The organism is Halorubrum ezzemoulense, assembly GCF_004126515.1.
Classification (GTDB): Archaea; Halobacteriota; Halobacteria; order Halobacteriales; family Haloferacaceae; genus Halorubrum; species Halorubrum ezzemoulense.
Genome location: NZ_CP034940.1, coordinates 1,981,756 through 2,003,551 on the forward strand (window position 1 = coordinate 1,981,756; position 21,796 = coordinate 2,003,551).

Below are 21,796 nucleotides of genomic sequence, written 5' to 3' on the forward strand. Positions count from 1 at the left end.
CGAGCGAGAGTCACTCCCCGCCGCGGAACGGCTCCAGCGACGGCGTCCAGTCGTACTCGCGGTAGCGGATCTCGGGCGTCGCGTCCGCGTCGATCACCCCGTACCGCCGGAGCCGCTCTCGGATCCCGCTCCTCCCGCCGAAGTCCCCGCGGTACCACAGCATGAGCCGCGGGACGCGGGCGGTGCCGTCCGCGACGACCGTCTCGCCTCGCAGGTACGTCTCGGCGGCGTGGTCGAGCGCCTCGTCGACGGTCGCCGGGTCGTAGGCGAAGACGGCCGGACAGGCGGTGGCGCCGCAGTTGACCGCGAAGTGGATCCGCGGGTCGGGATCGGCGACGCGGTGCCGGCGGACGAACGCCGAGGGGAACGGGTCCGGCAGGTATCCCAGCCCGTACTTCCACTTCGAGCGGCGTAAGATTCCGTGTTCGATCTCGTCGAGGCTCAGGTCGGCGCCGGCGACGGAGACGACGGACGCGGCGAAGAAGCGGCGCCGGTTCGACAGCCGCGTCGGGTCGTCGAGGAGGGCGTCCCCGGTGGCGGCGTTGTAGACGTTGATCCAGAACGCCAGCTGCTCCGCGGCGTCGAGGGCGTCCAGCGCGGCCGGCGGCAGCGCGTCGAGCCGTCGTCGGGCCGCGTCGACGTCGCCGTCCGTTCGGACGGCCCGGAGGAACTCCCGCGCGGCGTCGACCGGAGCGGGCTCCGCGGCCGCGCCGCTCGCAGCTTCGACGGGCGAGCCGGCGGTCCCGCTCCGTTCGGTCATACTACGTGAACGAGTGTCATTGACCTATATTTGTCCCGGTTCCGCGCGCGGCGCGCCACACCGACTCCCCGTTTATGCGGCGGGAGCGCGTAGCGAGCGCCATGAGCGACACTCGGACGTCCGCCGAGGCGGTTCCCGACTTCGAGTTGCCGAACGCGGGAGCGGGTCCCGACCGATTTTCACTGTCGGCCGCGGCCGCGGACCCCGACACCGACGCGATCGTCCTCCTGTTCCAGCGCGACTACCACTGCGGGAACTGCCGGAAGCAGGTCCGAGCGATCGCCGACCGGTACGACGAGTTCGAGGCACTGAACGCGACGGTCGTCTCCGTGCTCCCCGAGCCGGTGGGCCGAGCGCGGTCGTGGCAGGACTCGTACGACCTCCCGTTCCCGCTGCTCGCCGACCCCGAGACCGACGTGAGCGACGCGTACGACCAGCCCGTGCGGTTCGGGGTCCTCGGCTCGCTCCACGACCTCGTCGGGCGGATGCCGGTGGCGATGATTCTCGACGCTCGCGGCGGCGAACCGGTCGTCTCGTACGCGTACGAGGGTCGGATGCCCGCCGACCGCCCCGAGATCGACGACCTGCTGGCCGAGGTCCGCGGGCTGGGCGACGACTGACCGATGGACCGGCGCGTCCCGGCCGCCCTCTGGCGGCTCTCGCGGCCGTCGCAGGTCGCGCTGATCGGCTTAGTGTACGCGCTCGGCGTCGCGATGGCGTACGGCCGGGGGTACGGCGAGACGGGGGGCGCAGCGCGGCTCGGACTCGGGCTCGCGGCGCTGATACCGGTCGCCGCGAGCGTCCACTACGCTAACGAATACGCCGACGTCGAAACGGACGCGCTCACCAACCGCACCCCGTTTTCGGGCGGGAGCGGCGCGCTGGTCGAGACCGACCTCCCGCGGAGGATCGCGCTGCGCGGTGCGGTCGCCGCCGGCGGGCTCGGCGTGACCCTGACCGGCCTCGGGGTCGCGAGCGAGGCGACCGGGCTCGCTGAGGCGGCGCTCCTGCCGCCGACAGCGGCCGCCCTCCTCGCGGGAATCCTCGTCGTCGGCTGGCAGTACTCCGTCGGTCCGCTCCGGCTCGCGTGGAACGGGCTGGGCGCGCCGGCGAACGCGCTCCTCGGCGGCGTCGCGCTCCCGCTGTACGGGTTCGCGGTCGTCGCCGGCGAGGTCACCGCCGCCGCCGCGCTCGCGACGCTTCCGTTCGGCGCCACGGTGTTCGTGAACCTCCTGGAGACGACGTGGCCCGACCGCCGGGCGGACGCCGCGGTCGGGAAGCGGACGCTCGCGACGCGCTGGTCGCCCCGGCGGCTCCGGGCCGCGTACGCGCTCGGGGGCGCGACGGCGGCCGTCGCGACCGTCGCCCTCGTCGGGCGAGCGCTCCCGCCGGTCGTGGCCGCGGCGACGCTGCTCCCGCTCGTCGGGCTCGTCCCCGGCTACCGACGGTTCACGCGGCGCGAGGAGCCGCTGCCCGCGGTGGCGACGATGGTCGCGATGGCGGCGACGACGACGGTCGCGTGGGGGTTCGTCGTGCTCTGGGTCCGGCCGGGCGGGTAGGGGGCTCGGGGTCGGAGCGGACGCGTGGCGGAGTCAGGGGAATCGGTCGCGCCGTTCTCAGTATCTTGAGAGCTCTCGCTGGCCGGCCTCGCAACGCTCGGCCGGCGGGACGTTGGTCGCGACGATCTCGTCGACGGCGCCGCGGCTCTCGGCGTCGCTGTTAATCGCGCGGGTTGCGTCCTCGCGGTCGACGCGGAACCCCGCGTCGACGTAGGCGTCGTACATCACGCCGCTGTTCGAGAGCACGACCCACACGCCGGCGTCGTCGAGGTCGGCGGCCACGTCGAGCAGGCGCCGCTGGTCCTCGCGGTCGAACCCGGACGCGCTGTACTCGTTGAAGTTCGCGGTCGCGCTCATCGGCTCGTAGGGGGGATCGAAGTAGACGAGGTCGCCCGGCTCGGCGGCGTCGAGGACGTACGCGAAGTCGCCCTGCCGGACCTCGACGTCGGCGAGCAGGTCGCTCGCGCGCCGGATCCGGTCGCGCTGGACCCAGTCGGGGTCGGCGTACCGACCGATCGGGACGTTGAACCCGCCGTCGGCGTTCTCGCGGTAGAGGCCGTTGTAACAGGTCCGGTTAAGGTACAAGAGCAGGGCGGCCTCCGCCAGCGGGTCGAACTCGCCCTCGTACGGCCGGCGGTTGAACCGCGCGCGCTGCTGGTAGTAGTACGAGTCCACGTCCCGGCCGCGCGCCGTCTCCTCGGCGTACGGGAGGGTCGGGTCGGGGTCGCTCTCGGGGTCGTCGAACGACGCGAGCCGGGCGATCAGCTCCTCGGGGCGGTCGCGAACCTGCTCGTAGAAGTTCACCAGCCGCGGGTTCGCGTCGTTGACCGTCGCGCGGGCGGGCTCTAAGTCGAAGAAGACGGCCCCGCCGCCGACGAACGGCTCGTGGTACCGGCCGAACTGGGCCGGGAAGCGGGCGTACAGCTGGTCGAGCAGCTGGCGCTTCCCGCCGGCCCACTTCAGGATCGGCTCGGCCATCGCTGTCGGGTGTCGCCCGCGCCCGGGGATAAACGTCTCGGGCCGCGTCCGCGGCAGTCGCTCTCGGGCCGCCACGCGCGCTCGACCGTCCCGCCGGAGCCGCCGACAGAGCGGTCAGCCGTCGGAGCGATCGGTCGGCGGAGCGGTCAGTCGTCGGAGGGCTCGCCGTCCGGCATCGGGAGGTTGTCGACGTGAGCCGCGGCCTCCTCGAAGTTCGGGCCGGGTTCGATGGTCCCGGCCTCGCGGTCCCACTCGATGTAGCCGGCCGCCTCCAGCGCCGGGAGGTGCGTCTCGCGGAGTTCGGCGGCGATCTCTTCGGCCCGCCCGCGCACGCGGAGGTCCGCGACGGTCTCGACGGCCTCGTCTGCGAGACCGGCGACCACGCGCCTGCGCTCCGGCGCCGCGACGACGACCGTCGGATCGGTGGTGGGTGTGTCGAGTGTCATCGTGTCTGTCCGTATCTACGGAAGTCGGTGGAGCGGAATAAAAGCACCGCCGACCCGTCGCACCACCGGAATCGCCGCCGGGGAGACGAGCCGCCCGCCGCCGAGACCGCGACCGCCGTCCGTCTCTGTCGAGGCCCCGGCGATCGGAGTCGTCGACGCGGACGACGGGACTCCTCACAGAAATATGAGAAGTGTACCAACGAGTAGCATGGTACGACTTACACCGCATTAACGACCGTTTCAGTTGATTTACGGGCATGTGACATGGTACCGTTTCTCAAAACCTATTTGGAAAGTGAAAGTTTTTAGTCGCCCGAGCGTGTACAGTGAGATATGTATCAAGGCTACATCACGCCGGCCGAGGAACACCGACCGATCGGCTCGGGCTCGCCGCCGGGCAGCCGCTCGCCGCTGGGGACGCTCGCGTTCCTCGCGCTCGTCGTCGCACCGTTCGTCGCGTTTTCCTACCCCGTCGCGACCGTCGCGGTCCTGACCGGCACCGTCGCGCTCGCCGTCCTCTCGCGGTCCGTCCTGCGGACCCTGCGCCGGCGCAGCGGTCGGGTCCAGACGTTCACGCTCCCCGGGCTGGGGACCGTCGAGTACCGCATCACGACGAACTGACGCCGCCGCTCGGCGCGCCGTCGAACCGCTTCACAAACCGACCACTTCTCCGGTGACAGCGCCTCGGACCGGCCGACGCCGTCTCCGCCCTCTCAGATCCGATACGCGACGCGCTCGCCGATGTCGAGCCCGTTCGCGATTGCGGCGTGGAGCCGTCCCTCGCCCGCGACCCAGTCGCCGAGCAGGTACAGCCCCGCGTCGCGGGCCGAGTCGACGGGGCCGCCGTCAACGCCCGCCTCGGGGAGCGCATAGCGCCACCCCTGGTGGTCCGTCCACGCGGGGTCGGCCAGCCGGTCGTCGCCGATGATGTCGGCGGCGTGGTCGGCGAGCGCGGCGACGTTCCCCGCGGGGTCGTCTTCGTAGTGCTCGGTCGACCACGCGCCGTTCGCCTGGACGACGAGCAGCGTCTCGCCGTCCGGGACGTGCCCGGCCTTACACTCCTCGCGCGAGATCCACCCGACCGCGTGCTCCTTGTCGGTGTTCACGAGCGCGTAGTAGGGCACGTCGAGCTCGAACGGGTAGCGCAACACCGCGGTCCAGACGCTGCCGTACTCGACCCCGCCGACAGCGTCGACCAGCGTCTCGCGGAGCGGGTCGTCCCACTCGGCCGTCCGGAGCAGCTCCGCGGTCTGGGGGGCCGGCGGGTTCATGAGGAGGCGGTCGAACGGCCCGTGCGTCTCGCCGTCCGCGTCGTCGAGTTCCCACGCGTCCTCGGCGCTCGTCCGTCGAACCGTCTCGACCCGGGTGCGCCGGTGGACCGTGGCGTCCGTGCGGCCGAACAGCCGCTTCGCGATCTGTGTAAGCCCCCGCCGGTAGCTCCACTTGTGCTCGTCGGCGTCGCGGCCCGGGGACACCGCCCCGTCGACGTCGAAGGTGTACACCGGCTCCGTCACCTCGACGAGCCCCTCGTCGTCGAGCGTCTCGGAGATCAGCTCGACGACGCGGTCGTCGTCGCTCTTCAGGTAGTTCGCCCCGTAGTCGTACGTGAGGTCGTCGTGGCGGCGGGTCGCCGCGCGCCCACAGAGGCCGCCCGACTTCTCCAGCACGGTCACGTCCGCCTCCGGCACGGTCCGGTCGATGACGAACGCCGCCGCGGCCGCCCCCGCGCCCGCGCCGACGATGCCTACGTCTGTCACACCGATCGTTGGGGCCGGGCCCACTTAACCGGTCGCGTGCGGCGCCTCCGATGGCGCGAGACGGGCTCAGCCGTCGTCCGGTCCGACGACCATGACCGGGACGTCGGCGCCGCGCCGGACGCGGGCCGGGACCGGGTCGGGACGGAGGAGCCGGTCGAGCCCGGTCCGGCGCGCGGAGCCGACAACCACGAGGTCGGCGTCGTGCGCGGCGGCGAAGTCGACCGCCTCCCGGTGGGTGGTCCCGTAGCGGAACCGCTTCTCGACGTCGACGCCGACCGCGGCACCCGCGTCTTCGGCGGCCTCGACGAGCTCCTCGCCGGTCCGCTCGCGGCGCTCGACGACCACGTCCCACGCCTCTGCCGTGTCGACGACGTACAGCGCGTCGACGACCGCTCCGTGCGTCGCCGCGAGGTCGACGGCCGTCGACACCGCCGCCCGTCCGGCCGGATCGTCGGTCGCGACGACCAGCACGCGCTCGAAGCGTCCCGTCGCTGCGGCGTCGGTGTCCGGAGACACGGCCGCGGTCTCGCCCGTCGCGTCGGTGGCGTCAATATCGGTGGACATGAATTGCGAAAAAGGTCGGATAGCTACCGACCTGTTGTTCGGATTTCGATAAGATCTGGCTGTTCTTAACATTTTTCGACAGGATAAACGATTATCATAATTTATTTGTCGGGGCCGCGGACCGACCCCAACGACGCGTTTTAGTCGGCGAGCGCGGTGGGTGGAAACGAGACGGCCGCAGCGGGTCGGCGGGGAGTCGACGGGGAGTCGGCAGCGCGCCGCGGTCCGACGAGGGACGGAGACCACATGACACAGACCGACAGCACGCGGACGACGGACGACGATGGCTGAGGACGAGTCGGCGGAGGCGGCCGCCGAGGAGGGGGCGGCGGGCGGCGTCGACTACGCCGCGCGCGCGGCCGACATTCTCGGGTTCTCGCGATGGTGGCAGATCGCCGCTGCGGCCGGGATGATGGCGGCGGTGAGCCCGTACCAGTACGTCTGGTCGTCGATCGAGCAGCCGCTCGCGAACAGCCTCGACATCGCGCTGCCGGCGCTGGGCGCGGTGTTCTCGTTTTACGTGGTGTTCCAGTCGCTCTCGCAGTTCCCCGCGGGCAAGTGGCGAGACAGCCGCGGCCCGGGGACGCTCACGTTCCTCGCGGCGATCCTCGCCGGCGGCGGGTACATCGGACTGGCGTACGCGACGAGCCTCTGGCAGCTGTACCTCCTGTACTCGCTCGGCGCGGTCGGCGTCGGCATCGTGTACACCGTCGCGGTCAACACCGCGGTCAAGTGGTTCCCCGACCGCACGGGGCTGACGACCGGCGTCGGGACGATGGCGTTCGCGGCCGGAAGCGCCCTCGTCGTCCCGTACGTCCGGGCGAACGCGACCGTGGCGGGGTACGGCGACGTGCTCCGCAACATCGGGATCGGAATCTTACTCGTGACGCTCGTCGGGTCGTTCCTCCTCCGTGACCCGCCGAAAGACTGGCTGGACCGGACGGACGACGCCGACGGCGGGGACGGCGACGAGGGGCTCGCGGCGTCGATCCGCGGCCGCGACTACTCGACGCGCGAGATGCTCTCGACGTGGCAGTTCTGGCTGCTGTACGCGATGTTCATCGCGATGGCGAGCGCGGACCTCCTCGTGATCGCCAACGTGGTCCGGTTCGCGGAGAACTTCGGGCTCGCGGCGCTGATCGCGACGCTCTCCGCGACGCTCCTCCCCATCGCCGCCGGGGTGTCGCGGCTGATCCTCGGCGAGGCGACCGACCGGTTCAGCCGCAAGCGCGTGATGGCGGGCTCGTTCCTCCTCGCCGGGCTGTTCCGGGTCGGGCTGGTGGCCGCCGGCGAGGCCGGTAACGGCGCGGTCTTCGTCGCGTTCGTCCTCGGCGCGATGTTCTTCTCCTCGCCGCTGTACGTCTACTTCCCGTCCCTGCTGGCCGACTACTACGGCTCGGCCAACTCCTCCGGCAACTACGCGGTCCTGTACACCGCGAAGGTCGGCGGCGGCGTCTTCTCCGGCACCGTCGCCGGCTACCTCGTCGCGACGCTCGGCTGGACGCCGACGTTCGCCCTCGGCGGCGCGCTCGCGGTCGCCGCGGGACTGGCGGTGTTCGTCCTCCGGCCGCCGAGCGGCTCGGGGCTGGAAGCGGCCGAGTCGGCGGCGGCGGACTGACCGGGACCGCCGTCGGTCCCGGCTCCTGTTCCGGGCCGGCTACGCTCCCGTCCGCGCCGCGCGACGGACCCCGAGCGACCAGAGCCCGACCGCGACACCCCCGGCCGCGAGCGCCGCGTTGACGCCGGCCGGTTCGAGGCCGAAGGGCGTGAACGCGGGCGCCACGGCGGCGTGGAGCAGGAACCCGACGCCGAACGCGGCGGCGGTTCGACGCGGCCCCCACGCCCGCGAGTCGGGCCGTCGCTCCGTCGCGGCGGAGACGCGGTCGCCGGAGGCGACGACGAGGTGGCCGACGGCGAACACGACCCCGAGGGCGACCGAGCCGGCGAGGTCGACGGGGACGCTCGTCGCGAAGGCGCGGTACCAGTAGACGTGCGCGAGGCGTGCGGCCGCGCCGAGCGCCAGCGCGAGTCCGATGTCGACGACGGCGGCCGCGGCACGGCGGGGGGTCACGGGAGCGTTCCGACCACGGCGTAGAAGGGGTCCTGACCCGGGCGCTCCGCGATCCGGTCCGTCACGTCGAAGCCGCCGGCGTCGAGGTACCGCTCGACGAGGTCGGCGCGCTCGTCCATCGAGGCGGCCCGCCACGCGCGGACGGCCTTCGTCGGGAACATCCGGTTCGAGAAGCTGACGACTATCGTTCCGCCGGGCGCGAGGACCCGGGCGAACTCCTCGAACACGGGGCCGGGGTACTGGAGGTACTGGACCGACAGCGCACAGCAGACGGCGTCGAACGCGTCGTCGGCGAACGGGAGCGACTGATCTTGGTTGAAGTTGCGCACGACGAACTCGTCGAGCCGGTCGTTCTCGGCCAGCTCGGCCTCGTTGAGCCCGTGACCGACCACGCGCTGGTAGTCGGTGTCGGGCAGGTGCGAGACCCAACTGCTCATCGCGTCGAGGACGCGGTCGCCGGGATCGGTCACGGACGCGTACAGCGCGGTCAGCCGGTCGAGGAACGCGTCGTCGGCGTGGGTGACGAACCGCGGGTCGGCGTAGAACGTCCCGTCGGGGCGGTCGTCCCGCTTGCGCCGGTCGCGGTCCGAGAGGACGGTCGTCACGATATCGGATCGAGGGGCCCGGGGAGTAAGAGGGCGTCGCCCCCACCGGACGGCTTTTGCTCGACGGGACTTTACGGGCTGGTAATGGATTCCGCCGCCGCGGCCGACCGCGACCTCTTCCCCGCGCCTCGCTCCGAGGTCTTTCGAGATCAGGGCAAGTTCCGCACGCGATTCAACTTCCCCGGGCGGAACCTCCCGGACCACGACGACCACGGGTACGGCCCGCTCTCGACGGTCGTCGAGTCGTTCATGGACCCCGGCACGCTGATCCGGATGCACCAGCACCGCGACGAGGAGATCGTCTCGTGGGTGCCCGCGGGGGTGATGCGCCACGACGACCGCGAGGGGAACGAACTCGTCACCGACGCGGAGCACCTCCTCGTGATGAACGCCGGATCGGGCTTCTGGCACGCCGAGGAGACGCTCGCGAACGACCCGCCGCTCCGGATGCTCCAGATATTCGTTCGCCCGCACGACCTCGGTCTGGAGCCCGGGATCCAGCACGGCCCGCTCCCGGACCCCGAACCGGACGAGTGGCGTCGCGTGTTCGCGCCCGCGGGGTCGGACCACCCGTTCACCGTGCGCAACGCGGTCGACTGCCACGACGTTCGGCTCGACGCCGGCGCGGGCGCGACGCTCCCCGATGTCGAGGGGCGGGACGCCTACGTGTACGTCTTCGAGGGGTCGGCCGAGGTCGGCGACGCCGCGCTCTCGGAGACGGAGAGCGCCCTGTGGACCGGCGAGGGTGCCCCGCCGACCGTGACCGCGGGCGACGAGGGCGCGACCGTCGTGGCGTTCCTCGTCGACCCCGACGCGCCGGTGACGCGGCAGGGGACGATCGGGCGGTAGCGACGGCGGCAGGGAAACGGGTTTTACCGGGGGGCGCGACGCCTCCGTATGACCCAGTCGCGGACCGTCGAGCTGGAGGGACACCTCATCGACAGCGGGACGATGCAGCGCTGCTTCGGCGCGGTGATGGACCTTGGCGGCTCGTTCGACGTCGAGCGGTTCGACGTCGGGAAACACGAGACCGAGGAGTCGTACTGCCGGCTGGCCGTCTCGGCCGACGACCCCGAGACGCTGCGCGCGATCCTCCACGAGCTCCACCAGAACGGCGCGGTCTTGGAGGACCCGTCCGACGTGGAGCTCGTCCGCGCGCCCGCGGACAAGGTGGTGCCGCCGAACTTCTACTCGACGACGAACCACCCGACCGAGGTGCTGTACGACGGCGAGTGGATCGACGTGGAGGGGATCGAGATGGACTGCGCGCTGGTGGTGGAACCCGAGCCGGCAGCGGACGCCGGCGAGGGAGACCGAGCGGACGCATCGGACGCGGGCAACGACGGGGCGGCGCGCGCCCGCACCAAGACGCTCAGCGCGGTCGAGGCGGGCGACCTCGTCGCGACCGACCAGTCCGGGATCCGGGTGAACCCGCCGGAGCGCCCCCGGAGCGGCGGCGGCGCGTTCGGCTTCATGCAGGGCGGCGTCTCCGCGGAGCGCCCCTCCGAGTCGACGATCCGTGAGGTCGCCGCGGAGCTCCGCGCCGTCGAGGCGGACGGCGGGACCGTGATGGTGGTCGCCGGCCCCGCGGTGATCCACTCCGGCGCGGGCGACGCGCTCGCCGACCTCGTCGCCGCGGGCTACGTCGACGCGCTCTCCGCGGGCAACGGCTTCGCCACCCACGACCTGGAGCGCTCGATCTACGGCACCTCGCTCGGGATGGACGTTGAGACGCTCGAACACCCGCGGAAGGGACACAAACACCACATCTGGACCATCTCGGAGATCATCCGCGCCGGCGGGATCGAGGCAGCCGTCGAGGACGGGGTCGTCACGGAGGGGGTGATGTACGAGTGCGTCGAGAACGGCGTCGACACCGTCCTCGCGGGGTCGATCCGCGACGACGGCCCCCTGCCGGACACGATCACGGACGCGGTCGAGGCGCAGGACGCGATCCGCGAGCAGGCCCGCGACGCCGACATCGTGCTCATGCTCGCCACGCTGCTCCACTCCGTCGCGGTCGGCAACTGCCTCCCGTCGACGACGAAGACCGTCTGCGTCGACATCAACCCCGCCACGGTCACCCAGCTGCTCGACCGCGGCTCTGCGCAGGCGGTCGGCATGGTCACCGACATCGGCACGTTCGTCCCGACGCTCGCGGAGTACGTGCTGGAGGGCGAGGAGGGTGGAGGCGCGGAGACCGGGGGCGACGAGTCGGCGGGCGACGGGAGCGGAGGTTCCGCGGAGGGCGACGCGTGACACCCGAAATCCGGCCCTACGACCGCGAGCGCGACGCCGACGGGCTCTACGCGGCGAAGGTGGCCTTCGAGCGCGGCCTCGGCGAGAGCACCGGCGGCGACGGGAAGGCGGCCGCCTACGCGGAGAAGCTCACCGACACGTACCGCGAGCGGTGGCTCGACTGGGTCGACCGCTGCGTCGCCGACGACCTCCGGTGCGTGACCGTCGCGGTCGACGGGAGCGCCGACGGGCCCGGTGACGAAGCGGCGGCCGACGGCGCCGTCGTCGGCTACGTCTTCGTCCTCCCAGAACGGCTGGCGATGATATGGGACGCGGCGGTGCTGAACGAGCTCTACGTCGCGCCCGAGCACCGCGGGACCGGCGTCGCCGACGACCTGCTGGGCGCCGCGCTCGACCTCGCGGCCGACCAGGAGCTCCCGCTCGACCGACTGGTCCTCGACGTGGACCCGGCGAACGACCGCGCGAGGGGGTTCTACGACCGCCACGGCTTCGAGCCGTGGGGCGAGATGGTCGCGCGGCCGCTGGACGACTCCTGAGGCGGTCGGGACCGGCCGAAGGCGGCCCGGGTCGAGTCCGGCTCCCGAAGCTACAAGCGCGTCCGCCCGCTCTCGTCGGGCGTGATACAGATCGGCATCGTCGGCTGCGGCGTCATCGGGAACCGCCTCGCGGGCGTCATAGCGGACCACGACCGGTTCGAGCTGGCGGCCGCCTGCGACCTCGACGCCGACCGCGCCGCGTCGCTCGCGGCCGACCACGGGACCGACCGCACCGCGACGACGACCGACCACGAGGCGCTCGTCGAGACGGACGGCCTCGACGCCGTCTACGTCGGCGTCCCGCCGCTCGCGCACCGGGAGGTTGTCGCCGACGCGCTCGCGGCCGGCAAACACGTGATCTGCGAGAAGCCCATCGCGGCGGACGCGGAGACGGGCCGCGAGCTCGTCGCGCTCGCCGAGGAGACCGACCGCGTCACGGCCGTGAACCTCCCGTTCCGCTACACCCCCGGCTTCGTCCGGCTCCGGGAGGCGGTCGAAGCGGGCGAGGTCGGCGACCCGCGTCGGGTCGAACTCCGGTTCCGGTTCCCCGAGTGGCCCCGCGAGTGGCAGGACGTGGCGTGGCTGGAGTCGCGCGAGCAGGGCGGCCCGCTCCGGGAGGTGGGGACGCACTTCCTGTTCGGCGTCCGTGAGCTGTTCGGCCCGGTCGAGACCGTCTCGGCGGACGTGGGGTACTCCGGACCCGACACCTATGAGGACGACGCGGTCGCGACGTTCCGGGCCGGCGGGGTCCGCGGGACGCTCGACCTGCTGTGCGACCACGAGGGCGAGGAAGAGAACAGCGTCACCGTCGTCGGCGACGAGGCGTCGCTGTCGCTGACGGAGTGGTACCGGCTCGTTCGCGACCGCGGCCGCGAGACCGAGGCGACGCTCGTCGACGAGCGCGGCGACAGCGTGCGCGCGCTCCTGACTGAGTTCGCGAGCGCGCTCGACGGCGACGACGGCGACCTCGTCTCGTTCGCGGAGGCGACCCGCGTTCAGGAAGTGCTCGACGCGATCCACGCCTCCGAGGGCGACTCGGTCCGGCCGGGAGCGAACGCCGGCGGACGGTAAGGTCGGCTCCGACCGGTGGCGGGTGCCGGCGGACGATGGAATCCGCCGTCGCCGCCCGCGGCGCGACGCGGAGTCGCCGCCGGCAGAGCCGCAGACCGGGAACGCCCGACAGGAATTATGTGTCCGTCGGACGCATCTCCGCGTATGAGCTACCTCGTTGCGACCGACGGATCGACGGAGGGGGACGAGGCGGTCCGGTACGCGGCGCGACAGGCGGTCGCGTTCTACGAGACGCTGGAGATCGCCCACGTGTTAACGCCGGACTCGGAACTGGTCGACGGCACGATCATCCTCCCGGGCGAGGACGCGGCCGTCGAGGCCGGGCAGGGGGTCTTAGACAGCGCCCGCGCCATCGCCGAGGAGGCGGTCGACGAGCCGATCACCGTGGAGACCCAACTGCTCACGGGCCGGCCGGCCGACGCGATCACCGAGTACGCGGCCGAAGAGACGGTCGACGCGATCTACGTCGGTCACCGCGGGCTCTCCGAGGAGCGCGAGCAGGTCGTGGGCAGCGTCGCCAAGAGCGTCGTCGACAAGGCGGACGTGCCAGTGACGGTGATCCGGTAGGTGTCAGCCGGAATAAACGAGCGAGCGCGCTCGAGGCGGTCGAAATCCGGCGTTTCGGCCGGCTGCCGGTCGTCACAGGCGCCGGAAAGAACCGCCATTATCGGACGTTCAAAGCGGGCTTAGGCCATACTACGGGTGATGTCCGAAGACGTACTCGTCACGGCGGACTGGGTCGAAGAGCGCCTCGACACCTTTCAGGACGACGACGCCGACCACCGGCTCGTCGAGATCAACAACCCGACCGTCACCGACGAGTCGGAGTACACGCCCTACGAGGAGGGCCACATACCCGGCGCGTTGAACTTCGAGTGGGACGCGGTCTTCACCGACGAGACGGAGCGCGATATCGTCTCGAAGGCGGATTTCGCGGCGCGAAACGGTGAGGGCGGCATCGACGCCGACACCACCGTCGTCGTGTACGGCGGCGGCCGCGTGCCGAACTGGTTCGCGCTGTTCGGCTACTGGATCTACAAGTACTACGGTCACGACGACATCCGCGTGGTCGACGGCGGGAAGGGGTACTGGGTCGAGAACGACTACCCGCTCTCCACGGAGGAGCCCGACTTCACGCTCCGCGATTACGAGGCCCGCGGTCCCTTCGAGAGCGTCCGCGCGTACAAGGACGACATCGACAAGGCGATCGAGGAGGGGATCCCGATGGTCGACGTCCGCTCGCCCGAGGAGTTCTCCGGCGAGGTCATCGCCCCCGAGGGGCTCAACGAGACCGCCCAGCGCGGCGGTCACATCCCCGGTGCGAGCAGCGTCCCGATCGGCACGACGCTGAACGAGGACGGGACGTTCAAGAGCGCGGACGAGCTCCGCGAGCTGTACAGCGACGCCGGCGTCGACGGCGACGAGTCGACGATCACCTACTGCCGCGTCGGCGAGCGCTCGTCGATCGAGTGGTTCCTCCTCCACGAGCTGCTCGGCTACGACGACGTGCGGAACTACGACGGCTCGTGGACCGAGTGGGGGAACCTCGTCGGCGCGCCGATCGAGACGGGCGAGTAACGCGCGCCAAACTGCCTACCGCGTCGCGGACTTCCACTCCCGTAACCCGAGGCGACCGCCGTTCAGGTCCTCGGCCGGCGCCTCGGTGGCGGCCCAGACGAACAGCGGCGCGACGCTCTCGGGGTCGCGGGCGCGCTCTTTCCCCGTGAGGTCGGTCGCGACGAGCCCGGGGTCGACGACGCCGACCGTCGCGTCGAGGTCGGCGGCGAACCCGCGCGCGACCCCCTCGGCGGCCGCCTTCGACACCGCGTACGCGCCCATCCCGGGCTTCGACTCGGCGGCGACCGCGCCCGACGGGACGAGGACGCGCGCGTCGTCGGTCAGGTGCGGGACGGCCTCGCGGATCGTCGCGAACACGCCGCGCGCGTTCGTGCGCATCGTGTCGTCGTAGTCGGCGTACGTGACCTCGGTCGTCGGCCGCTCGCCCGGCGCGCCGTGGAACACGCCGGCGTTCGCGAACACGACGTCGACCGGGCCGGCCTCGCGGGCGACGCGCTCGAAGAAGCGTTCGAGGTCGAACTCGTCGCGCACGTCGACGCGGTCGCCCCACGCGGTCCCGCCGTCGTCCGCCGGCGAGCCGTCCCCGGCGTCCGCGTCGCCCTCGGCGTCGCCGTCCGGGTCGTCGCCCGCGCCGTTCAGTGCCGCGACGGTCCGATCGACGGCCGCGCCGTCGCGTCCGGAGACGGCGACGAACGCCCCCTCGTCGACGAACGCCTCGGCGACGGCCCGCCCGATCCCACTCGTTGCTCCGGTGATCGCGACCGTCAGATCCATGTGAACGGGAGTACGCGCGTCGGCGACTTAGTGGTATCCACTCCGGCCGCCCCCGCCGCTCCGCTCGCGCGCTCCCGTCGCCGTGGCGGACCGCTGCGATGCCGTCGCGAGCCCCGCCGACCGAACGTGTCAGGGACCTTCCCGCGACGCGTCTGACCGGATTTATACCGGAGCCGTCCCTAGGATCGCGTATGGACGTGGTCCCGGACATCGACGGCGTTGCCGGCGAGTCCGTCGTCGTTATCGGCGGCGGATTCGGCGGACTCTCGACGGCCTGTTACCTCGCGGACGCCGGCGCGGACGTCACGCTGTTGGAAAAGAACGAACAGCTCGGCGGCCGCGCCAGCCGGCTCGAAGTCGACGGCTTCCAGTTCGACATGGGGCCGTCGTGGTACCTGATGCCCGACGTCTTCGAGCGCTTCTTCGGGCACTTCGGGCGGTCGCCGGACGAGTTCTACGAGCTGGAGCGGCTCGACCCACACTACCGCGTGTTCTGGAAGGACGGAGATCAGGTCGACGTGCTGCCGGACCGCGATGCGAACCGGGAGATCTTCGAGTCGTACGAGCCGGGCGCGGGCGAGGCGTTCGACGCGTACCTCGAGGAGTCCAAGCGGACCTACGAGATCGGGATGGAACACTTCGTGTACGAGGACCGCCCGCGGCTGCGCGATTACGTGGACACCGACGTGATGCGCTACTCGTGGGGGCTCTCGCTGCTCGGTAAGATGCAGGGGCACGTCGAGGACTACTTCGACCACCCGAAGCTCCAGCAGCTGATGCAGTACACGCTCGTGTTCCTCGGCGGCTCGCCGACGAACACGCCGGCGCTGTACAACCTGATGAGCCACGTCGACTACAACATGGGCGTCTACTACCCCGACGGCGGGATCGGCGCGGTCGTCGACGGCATCGTCGAACTCGCCGAAGACCTCGGCGTCGACTTCGTCACCGACGCCGAGGTGACGGGGATCGAGGGGCGGTACGGCGCGTTCGCGGTCGACACCGAGAACGGCGAGCGCTACCTCGCCGACCGCGTCGTCTCCGACGCCGACTACGCGCACACCGAACAGGAACTGCTGCCCGAGCGCAAGCGGCAGTACACCGAGGAGTACTGGGAGTCGCGGACGTACGCGCCCTCCGCGTTCCTACTGTACCTCGGCGTCGAGGGCGACGTGCCGAACCTCGAACACCACACGCTCGTCCTCCCGACCGACTGGGACGAACACTTCGAACAGATATTCGACGATCCCGAGTGGCCCGACGACCCCGCCTACTACCTCTGCGTCCCCTCGAAGACCGACGACACGGTGGCGCCGGAGGGCCACAGCAACCTCTTCGCGCTCGTCCCGATCGCGCCCGGGATCCGTGACACCCCCGAGATCCGCAACCGGTACCGCGACCTCGTGATCGACGACATCGCGGAGAACACCGGGACCGACCTCTGCGGCCGGGTCGTCGTCGAGGAGACGTTCTCGGTCGACGACTTCGCGGACCGGTACAACAGCTACGCGGGCAGCGCGCTGGGGCTGGCGCACACGCTCACGCAGACCTCGCTGCTCCGGCCCGGGCATACCTCGGACGCGGTCGACGGGCTGTACTTCACCGGATCGACGACGACGCCCGGTATCGGCGTCCCGATGTGTCTCATCAGCGGGGGGCTGACCGCGGAAGCGATGGCCGGCGACGACGTGTGATCTCCGCCGTGAGCGACCAGAATCGACCGGCGACCGACGGCGAGCGAGCCACCGCCGAGGGCGGGGACCGGCCCGCGAGAAGCGGCGGCGAGGGGCTCCGGTACCTGCTGGTGCTGTCGCGGCCGCGGTTCTGGCTCTACCTCGCCGGGCCGGTCGCCGTCGGCGTCACCTACGGGATCGGCGACGTGAGCGGGCTGTTCACGCCCGTCACGGTCGCGCTCGCGGCGTACTTCCTCGTGCCGGCCAACGTCTTCCTCTACGGCGTCAACGACGTGTTCGACGCCGACATCGACGAGCTGAATCCGAAGAAGGAGGGCCGCGAGGCGCGCTGGCGAGGGAGCCGGTTCGTCTCGGTCGCCGTCGTCGCGTCCGGCGCGCTGGGGCTCGCGACGCTCGCGATCACCCCGCGGGTCGCGTGGCCGTACCTGCTCGGCTTCCTCGCCCTGGCGGTCGGCTACAGCGCGCCGCCGGCCCGGTTCAAGACGACGCCGTTCCTCGACTCGCTGTCGAACGGGTTGTACGTCCTCCCCGGCGCGGCGGCGTACGCGACGGTTGCGGGCGCGCACCCGCCGCTCGCGGCGCTCGCGGGCGCGTGGCTCTGGACGATGGGGATGCACACGTTCTCCGCGATCCCGGACATCGAGCCGGACCGCGCGGCGGGGATCGACACGACCGCGACCGTCCTCGGCGAGGCGCGCACGTACGCCTACTGCTTCGGGGTGTGGACCGCCGCGGCCGCCGCGTTCTGGCTCGTCGACCCGCGGCTGGGCGCCCTGCTCGGCGTGTACCCGCTGTTCGTCGCGTGGGTCGCGCGCTCGTCGGTCTCGGTCGACCGCGCGTACTGGTGGTTCCCGGCGCTGAACACCGTCGTCGGCACGCTGCTGTCGATGGGCGGCCTCTGGCGGGTGTACCCGCTCTGGGAGGCGCTACCGTGAGCGACGGCGACCGGGCGGGATCGGCCGGGACGACCGCCGCCGCGACGACCGGCTCTCGGCTCGACGCGCTCCGCGAGCGCGCGCCGGACACGCGTAACGAGGCCGAGGCGCTGCTGGACCGGCTCGTCCGTGAGAACCGCTTCACCATCGCGGTCGTCTTCCCGCTCGTCGGGGCGATCGCGCTCGTCGGCAGCGCCGAGGGGTGGGTGCCCGAGCCGTTCGCGTTCCACCCGTGGTTCGTGCTGTTCGGCGTGATCGTGATGCGCTCGCCGCTGGTCGTCGGCGTGCTGCCGACGATCGACCGCCGCGCGCTCGGCTGGATCGGCGTCCTAATGGCGTACACGTACCTCATCGAGTCGGTCGGCGTCGCCACCGGGTGGCCGTACGGGGAGTTCGCGTACACGGTCGACCTCGGACCGATGCTCGGCGGGGTCCCGGTCGCGCTTCCCGTCTTCTTCATCCCGCTCGTGATGAACGCCTACCTGCTGTGTCTGCTGCTGCTCGGCCCGCGCGCCGACAGCGTGTGGGTCCGGCTGGCGACGGTGATCCCGGTCGTCGTCGCGATGGACGTCGTGTTGGACCCCGGCGCAGTGTCGCTCGGCTTCTGGAACTTCGGCGGCGGACCGTTCTACGGCGTGCCCCTCTCGAACTACGCCGGGTGGGTGCTGTCGGCGATCGTCGCCGTCGTCACGCTCGACCGCGCCTTCGCGGCGGTCGGGATCCGCGACCGGCTGCGCGACTGCGAGTTCATGCTCGACGACATGGTGAGCTTCGTGATCCTCTGGGGCGGGATCAACGTCTGGTTCGGGAACCTCCTGCCCGCGGCGGTCGCGGCCGCGTTCGGCGTCGGCCTCGTCCGTGCCGACCGGTTCGACACGCGACTGTTCACGGAGTGGCGGCGATAGCGAGCTCCCGGGGCGAGCGCGGCGGCCGTGCGACGCCGCCCCACTCGGTGGCTCTTATATACCGGGGACTCGTTTGCTCGACCGTGACCGACGGCGGCAATCGCGGCGGGCGACCGAACCGGGAGGACCGACGGCGATGAGCGACCTCGCCATCGACTACGGCGACCACGAGCGCGTGTGCGAAGTCGTCGACCGGCTGATGTACTGCGCCGAACACGTCAGCGTCTCCTTCGACGGGTGGGAGGAACCGCACGTGAAGGGGCCGGGACTGTACTTCGCCGTCATCGGCGACAGCGACTACGGGGCGTACGCCGACCCGATGGGGGACAACCGCTGGCCCCGCGACACCGCCCCATCCGTCTTCGACGGGGGCGCGCTCGCGACGGCGGCGGAGTCGGTGAGCGTCGCGCAGGACGGCGGCGTCGTCGTCGCGGTCGACGGCGAGATCGAGGCCCAGATGGTCCGCTTCCGCGACCTGGGCACCCGCGACGAGGAGACCGATCTCGTCGACGACGTGAGCTACGAGCCGTGGATGGGGTCGCGGCACATGAGCGCCATCGAGACCTCGGTCCGCCCGGAGGTCGTGGCGACGGTGACGCTGAGCGAGGAGACCGGCCGCGTCAGCGTCTTCCGCGACGGCGAGGCGAACAGCATGCGGCGCGAGGAGATCGGCGGCCGCTGGCGCGGCGAGTAGCGCGCTTCGCGCCCGGCGGTTAGCACGGGCGCGGCGCTCCCGGAGTCCGGCCCCGAGGCCCCACGGTTAAGCCTCGGCCGGGCGAACGACGACGCATGTACGACGAGATACTGGTTCCGACCGACGGGAGCGAGGCGGTCGACCGCGCGCTCGAACACGCGGTCCGGCTCGCGACGGACCACGACGCGACGCTCCACGCGCTGTACGTCGTCGACCGGCGGATCGCGGCCGCCAACTCGGGCGACCTCCACGACGAGGTCGTCGAGGACCTCGAATCGCAGGGCGAGGCCGCCGTCGCGGCGGTCGCCGACGCGGCCGCCGAGGCCGGGCTGGACGCCGAGACGCACGTCGCGCACGGGACGCCCGACACGGAGATCGTCGGGTACGCCGACGAGGCCGGCATCGACGTGATCGTGATGAGCCCGGAGGGGAAGTCGCCGCGCGAGCGGATTCGGTCGCTCGGGAGCGTCTCAGACCGCGTCGCCGACGACGCGTCGGTTCCGGTGTTCCTCATCAAGTGACCCGCCCCTCGGAGCGAGTCCGATCGGACCGGAGCCGACCACGGTCGACCGCCGCGCGGCCGAGCCAATTAGGTGGGTGGGGCCGCGACCCGTCGGCATGGAACTCACCGTGCTCGGGTCCGGCAGCGCGATGCCGGTCCCGGACCGCGCGCAGGCCGGCTACCTCCTCGACGACGGCGACCGATCGCTGCTCGTCGACTGCGGCAGCGGCGTCCTCCAGCGGCTCGCGGGGACCGACACGGGCTACGAAGGCGTCTCGACGGTCCTCCTGACCCACCACCACCTCGACCACGTCGCGGCGCTGTTGCCGCTCCTGAAGGCCCGCTGGCTCGCCGGCGAGGAACACCTCGAAGTCGTCGGGCCCGCGGGCACGAAGTCGCTCGTCGACGGCCTGCTCGGCGTTCACGACTACCTCGACGGCCGGATCGACCTCGCCGTCCGCGAGGTGTCGAGCGCGCGCCCGTTCGCCGCCGGCGGGTTCGACGTGACGGCCCGGGAGACGCGCCACTCGATGGACGGGTTCGCCTACCGCTTCTCGCCGCCGAGTTCGGACGCCGCGGCCGCTGACGGCCCGCTCGCGCTCTCCGGAGACACCGAGGCGTTCGCGGGCATGGCGCGGTTCGCGGACGGCGCCGACTGCCTCGTCCACGACTGCTCGTTCCCAGATGACGTCGACGTGTCGAATCACCCGACGCCGATGAGCCTCGGCGAGTCGCTGGCGGACGTCGAGGTCGGGACGCTCCTGCTCTCGCACCTCTACCCGCACACCGGCGGCCGCGAGCGCGAGATGACGGAAAGCGTACGCGAGGCGGGGTTCGACGGCGAGGTACGGGCCGCGGCCGACGGACTGCGCGTGTCGCTGTGACCGCTGCGCGGACTCGGACCGCAACCGTCGGTCGGCCGCTCACCGGTCTCGACGTTGCCGTCGGTCGGCCGCTCACCGGTCTCGACGTAACCGTCGGTCGGCCGCACGTCGGCTTGGACGTAACCGGCAAACGTTACCTATCCGCACGAACGACCCGGATATTTAAGCGCGCGTGGTCGTTCCTGTCTTCCATGGCCGGCCCACTCGCGGACGACTTCGGACGGGAGGTGACGGGGGTGCGGATCTCGCTTACCGACCGGTGTAACTTCGACTGCGTCTACTGTCACAACGAGGGGTTAGGCGATACGCGCGGGCCGATGGAGCCGAGCGACGCGGAGATGAGCGCCGACGACGTGGTCCGGTTCCTCGAGGTCGTCGAGGGATACGGCGTCGACGCTGTGAAGTTCACCGGCGGCGAGCCGATGCTCCGGCAGGACCTGGAGGAGATCATCGAGCGCACGCCAGATTCGATGGAGGTGTCGATGACGACGAACGGCACGTTCCTCCCCGGGCGCGCCGCGGACCTGAAGGCCGCCGGCCTCGACCGCGTCAACGTCTCGCAGGACGCGCTCGACCCGGACGACTTCGCCGAGGTGACGAAGTCCGGCGCCTACGAGCAGGTCCTCGAAGGCGTGAAGGCGGCGGTCGAGGCCGGGCTCGACCCCGTGAAGCTCAACATGGTCGTGTTCACGCACACCGCGGGCTACGTCGAGGAGATGGTCGAGCACGTCGCCGACAACGAGGGGCTCCAGCTCCAGCTCATCCAGTACATGCCGGAGCTAACCGGCAAGCCGGAGTGGAACGTCGACATCGGGCGCGTCCACGACTGGCTTGCCGAGAAGGCGGACCGCGTCGAACACCGCGAGATGCACGACCGGAAGCGCTACTTCGTCGGCGAGGCGAGCGACGACGAGACGGGCGGCATGGTCGAGATCGTCGACCCCGTCGAGAACGAGGACTTTTGCGCCAACTGCGGCCGCGTCCGCGTCACCCACGAGGGGTACCTGAAGGGGTGTCTCAACCGCAACGACGACCTCCGGTCGATGGGCGAGATGACCCGCGAGGAGATCGCGGAGACGTTCGAGGAGGTGGTGGCCAATCGGGTTCCTTACTACGGCGAGTACCTCGTCGAGGGCGACGACGGCGAGTACGAACTCAACGAGAAGTACCTCGGGACGCCGCCAGCGGCGGACTGAGGCCTGGGCCGATGGGCGCGGAGCGCGC

At 71.4% G+C, this 21,796-nt stretch carries 25 protein-coding genes; 17 read left to right on the top strand and 8 right to left on the bottom strand.

What is annotated here, in order from left to right:
• Positions 1-10: 10 nt before the first annotated feature.
• On the bottom strand, positions 11-760 hold the full coding sequence (locus EO776_RS09890; protein ID WP_086216462.1) for a DUF547 domain-containing protein: 750 nt from the start codon (positions 758-760) through the stop codon (positions 11-13).
• Between the two features lie 101 nt (positions 761-861).
• On the opposite strand from EO776_RS09890, the gene EO776_RS09895 reads away from it, so the two are divergent.
• Positions 862-1,380, top strand: a complete 519-nt coding sequence (locus EO776_RS09895) for a peroxiredoxin family protein (RefSeq protein ID WP_094520677.1) — start codon at positions 862-864, stop codon at positions 1,378-1,380.
• 3 nt (positions 1,381-1,383) lie between these two features.
• The gene (locus EO776_RS09900; RefSeq protein ID WP_094520678.1) at positions 1,384-2,319 is read left to right on the top strand and encodes a prenyltransferase; all 936 of its coding nucleotides are present in this window, start codon (positions 1,384-1,386) and stop codon (positions 2,317-2,319) included.
• Between the two features lie 57 nt (positions 2,320-2,376).
• Here the strand turns inward: EO776_RS09900 and EO776_RS09905 are convergent, their stop codons facing one another.
• Both EO776_RS09905 and EO776_RS09910 read right to left on the bottom strand, forming a co-directional pair.
• Positions 2,377-3,297 (bottom strand): DNA adenine methylase, encoded by a 921-nt coding sequence (locus EO776_RS09905; protein ID WP_049930977.1) that lies wholly within the window; start codon positions 3,295-3,297, stop codon positions 2,377-2,379.
• A 146-nt stretch (positions 3,298-3,443) separates the two neighbouring features.
• Complete coding sequence (locus EO776_RS09910; RefSeq protein WP_094520731.1) at positions 3,444-3,743, bottom strand: DUF7344 domain-containing protein; 300 nt, start codon at positions 3,741-3,743, stop codon at positions 3,444-3,446.
• 333 nt (positions 3,744-4,076) lie between these two features.
• Between EO776_RS09910 and EO776_RS09915 the strand changes: the two genes are divergently transcribed.
• Positions 4,077-4,364: a hypothetical protein gene (locus EO776_RS09915; protein WP_049930974.1), complete on the top strand. Its 288-nt coding sequence runs from the start codon at positions 4,077-4,079 to the stop codon at positions 4,362-4,364.
• A 92-nt stretch (positions 4,365-4,456) separates the two neighbouring features.
• On the opposite strand, the gene EO776_RS09920 is transcribed toward EO776_RS09915, so the two are convergent.
• Positions 4,457-5,500 carry an NAD(P)/FAD-dependent oxidoreductase gene (locus tag EO776_RS09920; RefSeq protein ID WP_094520730.1) on the bottom strand — a complete coding sequence of 348 codons (1,044 nt, stop codon included), beginning with the start codon at positions 5,498-5,500 and terminating at the stop codon, positions 4,457-4,459.
• Positions 5,501-5,566: 66 nt separating this feature from the next.
• The gene (locus EO776_RS09925; protein ID WP_094520729.1) at positions 5,567-6,064 is read right to left on the bottom strand and encodes a universal stress protein; all 498 of its coding nucleotides are present in this window, start codon (positions 6,062-6,064) and stop codon (positions 5,567-5,569) included.
• Between the two features lie 283 nt (positions 6,065-6,347).
• Here EO776_RS09925 and EO776_RS09930 point away from each other — a divergent pair, with 283 nt between their 5' ends.
• Complete coding sequence (locus EO776_RS09930; protein ID WP_089308562.1) at positions 6,348-7,682, top strand: OFA family MFS transporter; 1,335 nt, start codon at positions 6,348-6,350, stop codon at positions 7,680-7,682.
• Between the two features lie 39 nt (positions 7,683-7,721).
• Here EO776_RS09930 and EO776_RS09935 read toward each other — a convergent pair whose 3' ends face one another.
• Positions 7,722-8,135: a hypothetical protein gene (locus EO776_RS09935; protein WP_049930965.1), complete on the bottom strand. Its 414-nt coding sequence runs from the start codon at positions 8,133-8,135 to the stop codon at positions 7,722-7,724.
• The gene (locus EO776_RS09940) at positions 8,132-8,740 is read right to left on the bottom strand and encodes a class I SAM-dependent methyltransferase (RefSeq protein WP_086216974.1); all 609 of its coding nucleotides are present in this window, start codon (positions 8,738-8,740) and stop codon (positions 8,132-8,134) included. Before EO776_RS09940 ends, EO776_RS09935 begins: the two co-directional genes overlap by 4 nt.
• Before the next feature lie 84 nt (positions 8,741-8,824).
• Between EO776_RS09940 and EO776_RS09945 the strand changes: the two genes are divergently transcribed.
• From EO776_RS09945 to EO776_RS09970, 6 genes are all read left to right on the top strand, one after another.
• Positions 8,825-9,589 carry a pirin family protein gene (locus EO776_RS09945; RefSeq protein WP_086219436.1) on the top strand — a complete coding sequence of 255 codons (765 nt, stop codon included), beginning with the start codon at positions 8,825-8,827 and terminating at the stop codon, positions 9,587-9,589.
• Positions 9,590-9,637: 48 nt separating this feature from the next.
• Complete coding sequence (locus tag EO776_RS09950) at positions 9,638-10,999, top strand: ornithine cyclodeaminase, nickel-pincer nucleotide-dependent (RefSeq protein WP_094520728.1); 1,362 nt, start codon at positions 9,638-9,640, stop codon at positions 10,997-10,999.
• Positions 10,996-11,535 (top strand): GNAT family N-acetyltransferase, encoded by a 540-nt coding sequence (locus tag EO776_RS09955; RefSeq protein ID WP_094520727.1) that lies wholly within the window; start codon positions 10,996-10,998, stop codon positions 11,533-11,535. The genes EO776_RS09950 and EO776_RS09955 overlap by 4 nt, the downstream gene beginning before the upstream one ends.
• An 81-nt stretch (positions 11,536-11,616) precedes the next feature.
• Positions 11,617-12,606: a Gfo/Idh/MocA family protein gene (locus EO776_RS09960; protein ID WP_094520726.1), complete on the top strand. Its 990-nt coding sequence runs from the start codon at positions 11,617-11,619 to the stop codon at positions 12,604-12,606.
• A gap of 144 nt (positions 12,607-12,750) precedes the next feature.
• Positions 12,751-13,173 (top strand): universal stress protein, encoded by a 423-nt coding sequence (locus tag EO776_RS09965; protein WP_049930953.1) that lies wholly within the window; start codon positions 12,751-12,753, stop codon positions 13,171-13,173.
• A gap of 138 nt (positions 13,174-13,311) precedes the next feature.
• The gene (locus EO776_RS09970; RefSeq protein ID WP_094520725.1) at positions 13,312-14,184 is read left to right on the top strand and encodes a sulfurtransferase; all 873 of its coding nucleotides are present in this window, start codon (positions 13,312-13,314) and stop codon (positions 14,182-14,184) included.
• A gap of 15 nt (positions 14,185-14,199) precedes the next feature.
• On the opposite strand, the gene EO776_RS09975 is transcribed toward EO776_RS09970, so the two are convergent.
• On the bottom strand, positions 14,200-14,958 hold the full coding sequence (locus EO776_RS09975) for an SDR family oxidoreductase (protein WP_086216932.1): 759 nt from the start codon (positions 14,956-14,958) through the stop codon (positions 14,200-14,202).
• A gap of 191 nt (positions 14,959-15,149) precedes the next feature.
• On the opposite strand from EO776_RS09975, the gene EO776_RS09980 reads away from it, so the two are divergent.
• The 7 genes from EO776_RS09980 to moaA all read left to right on the top strand — a co-directional run bounded on the left by EO776_RS09980 (position 15,150) and on the right by moaA (position 21,768).
• Positions 15,150-16,652 carry a phytoene desaturase family protein gene (locus EO776_RS09980; protein WP_094520724.1) on the top strand — a complete coding sequence of 501 codons (1,503 nt, stop codon included), beginning with the start codon at positions 15,150-15,152 and terminating at the stop codon, positions 16,650-16,652.
• Positions 16,649-17,587, top strand: a complete 939-nt coding sequence (locus tag EO776_RS09985; RefSeq protein WP_049930946.1) for a prenyltransferase — start codon at positions 16,649-16,651, stop codon at positions 17,585-17,587. The genes EO776_RS09980 and EO776_RS09985 overlap by 4 nt, the downstream gene beginning before the upstream one ends.
• Positions 17,584-18,492 carry a bisanhydrobacterioruberin hydratase gene (cruF, locus tag EO776_RS09990; protein ID WP_049930944.1) on the top strand — a complete coding sequence of 303 codons (909 nt, stop codon included), beginning with the start codon at positions 17,584-17,586 and terminating at the stop codon, positions 18,490-18,492. Before EO776_RS09985 ends, cruF begins: the two co-directional genes overlap by 4 nt.
• A 136-nt stretch (positions 18,493-18,628) precedes the next feature.
• Positions 18,629-19,186: a diadenylate cyclase gene (locus EO776_RS09995; protein WP_049931055.1), complete on the top strand. Its 558-nt coding sequence runs from the start codon at positions 18,629-18,631 to the stop codon at positions 19,184-19,186.
• Positions 19,187-19,281: 95 nt separating this feature from the next.
• Positions 19,282-19,707 (top strand): universal stress protein, encoded by a 426-nt coding sequence (locus tag EO776_RS10000; protein ID WP_049930942.1) that lies wholly within the window; start codon positions 19,282-19,284, stop codon positions 19,705-19,707.
• Between the two features lie 97 nt (positions 19,708-19,804).
• Complete coding sequence (locus EO776_RS10005) at positions 19,805-20,572, top strand: MBL fold metallo-hydrolase (RefSeq protein ID WP_094495218.1); 768 nt, start codon at positions 19,805-19,807, stop codon at positions 20,570-20,572.
• A gap of 191 nt (positions 20,573-20,763) precedes the next feature.
• Positions 20,764-21,768, top strand: coding sequence for a GTP 3',8-cyclase MoaA (moaA, locus tag EO776_RS10010; protein WP_089308570.1), 1,005 nt, complete (start codon positions 20,764-20,766; stop codon positions 21,766-21,768).
• Positions 21,769-21,796 lie beyond the last annotated feature (28 nt).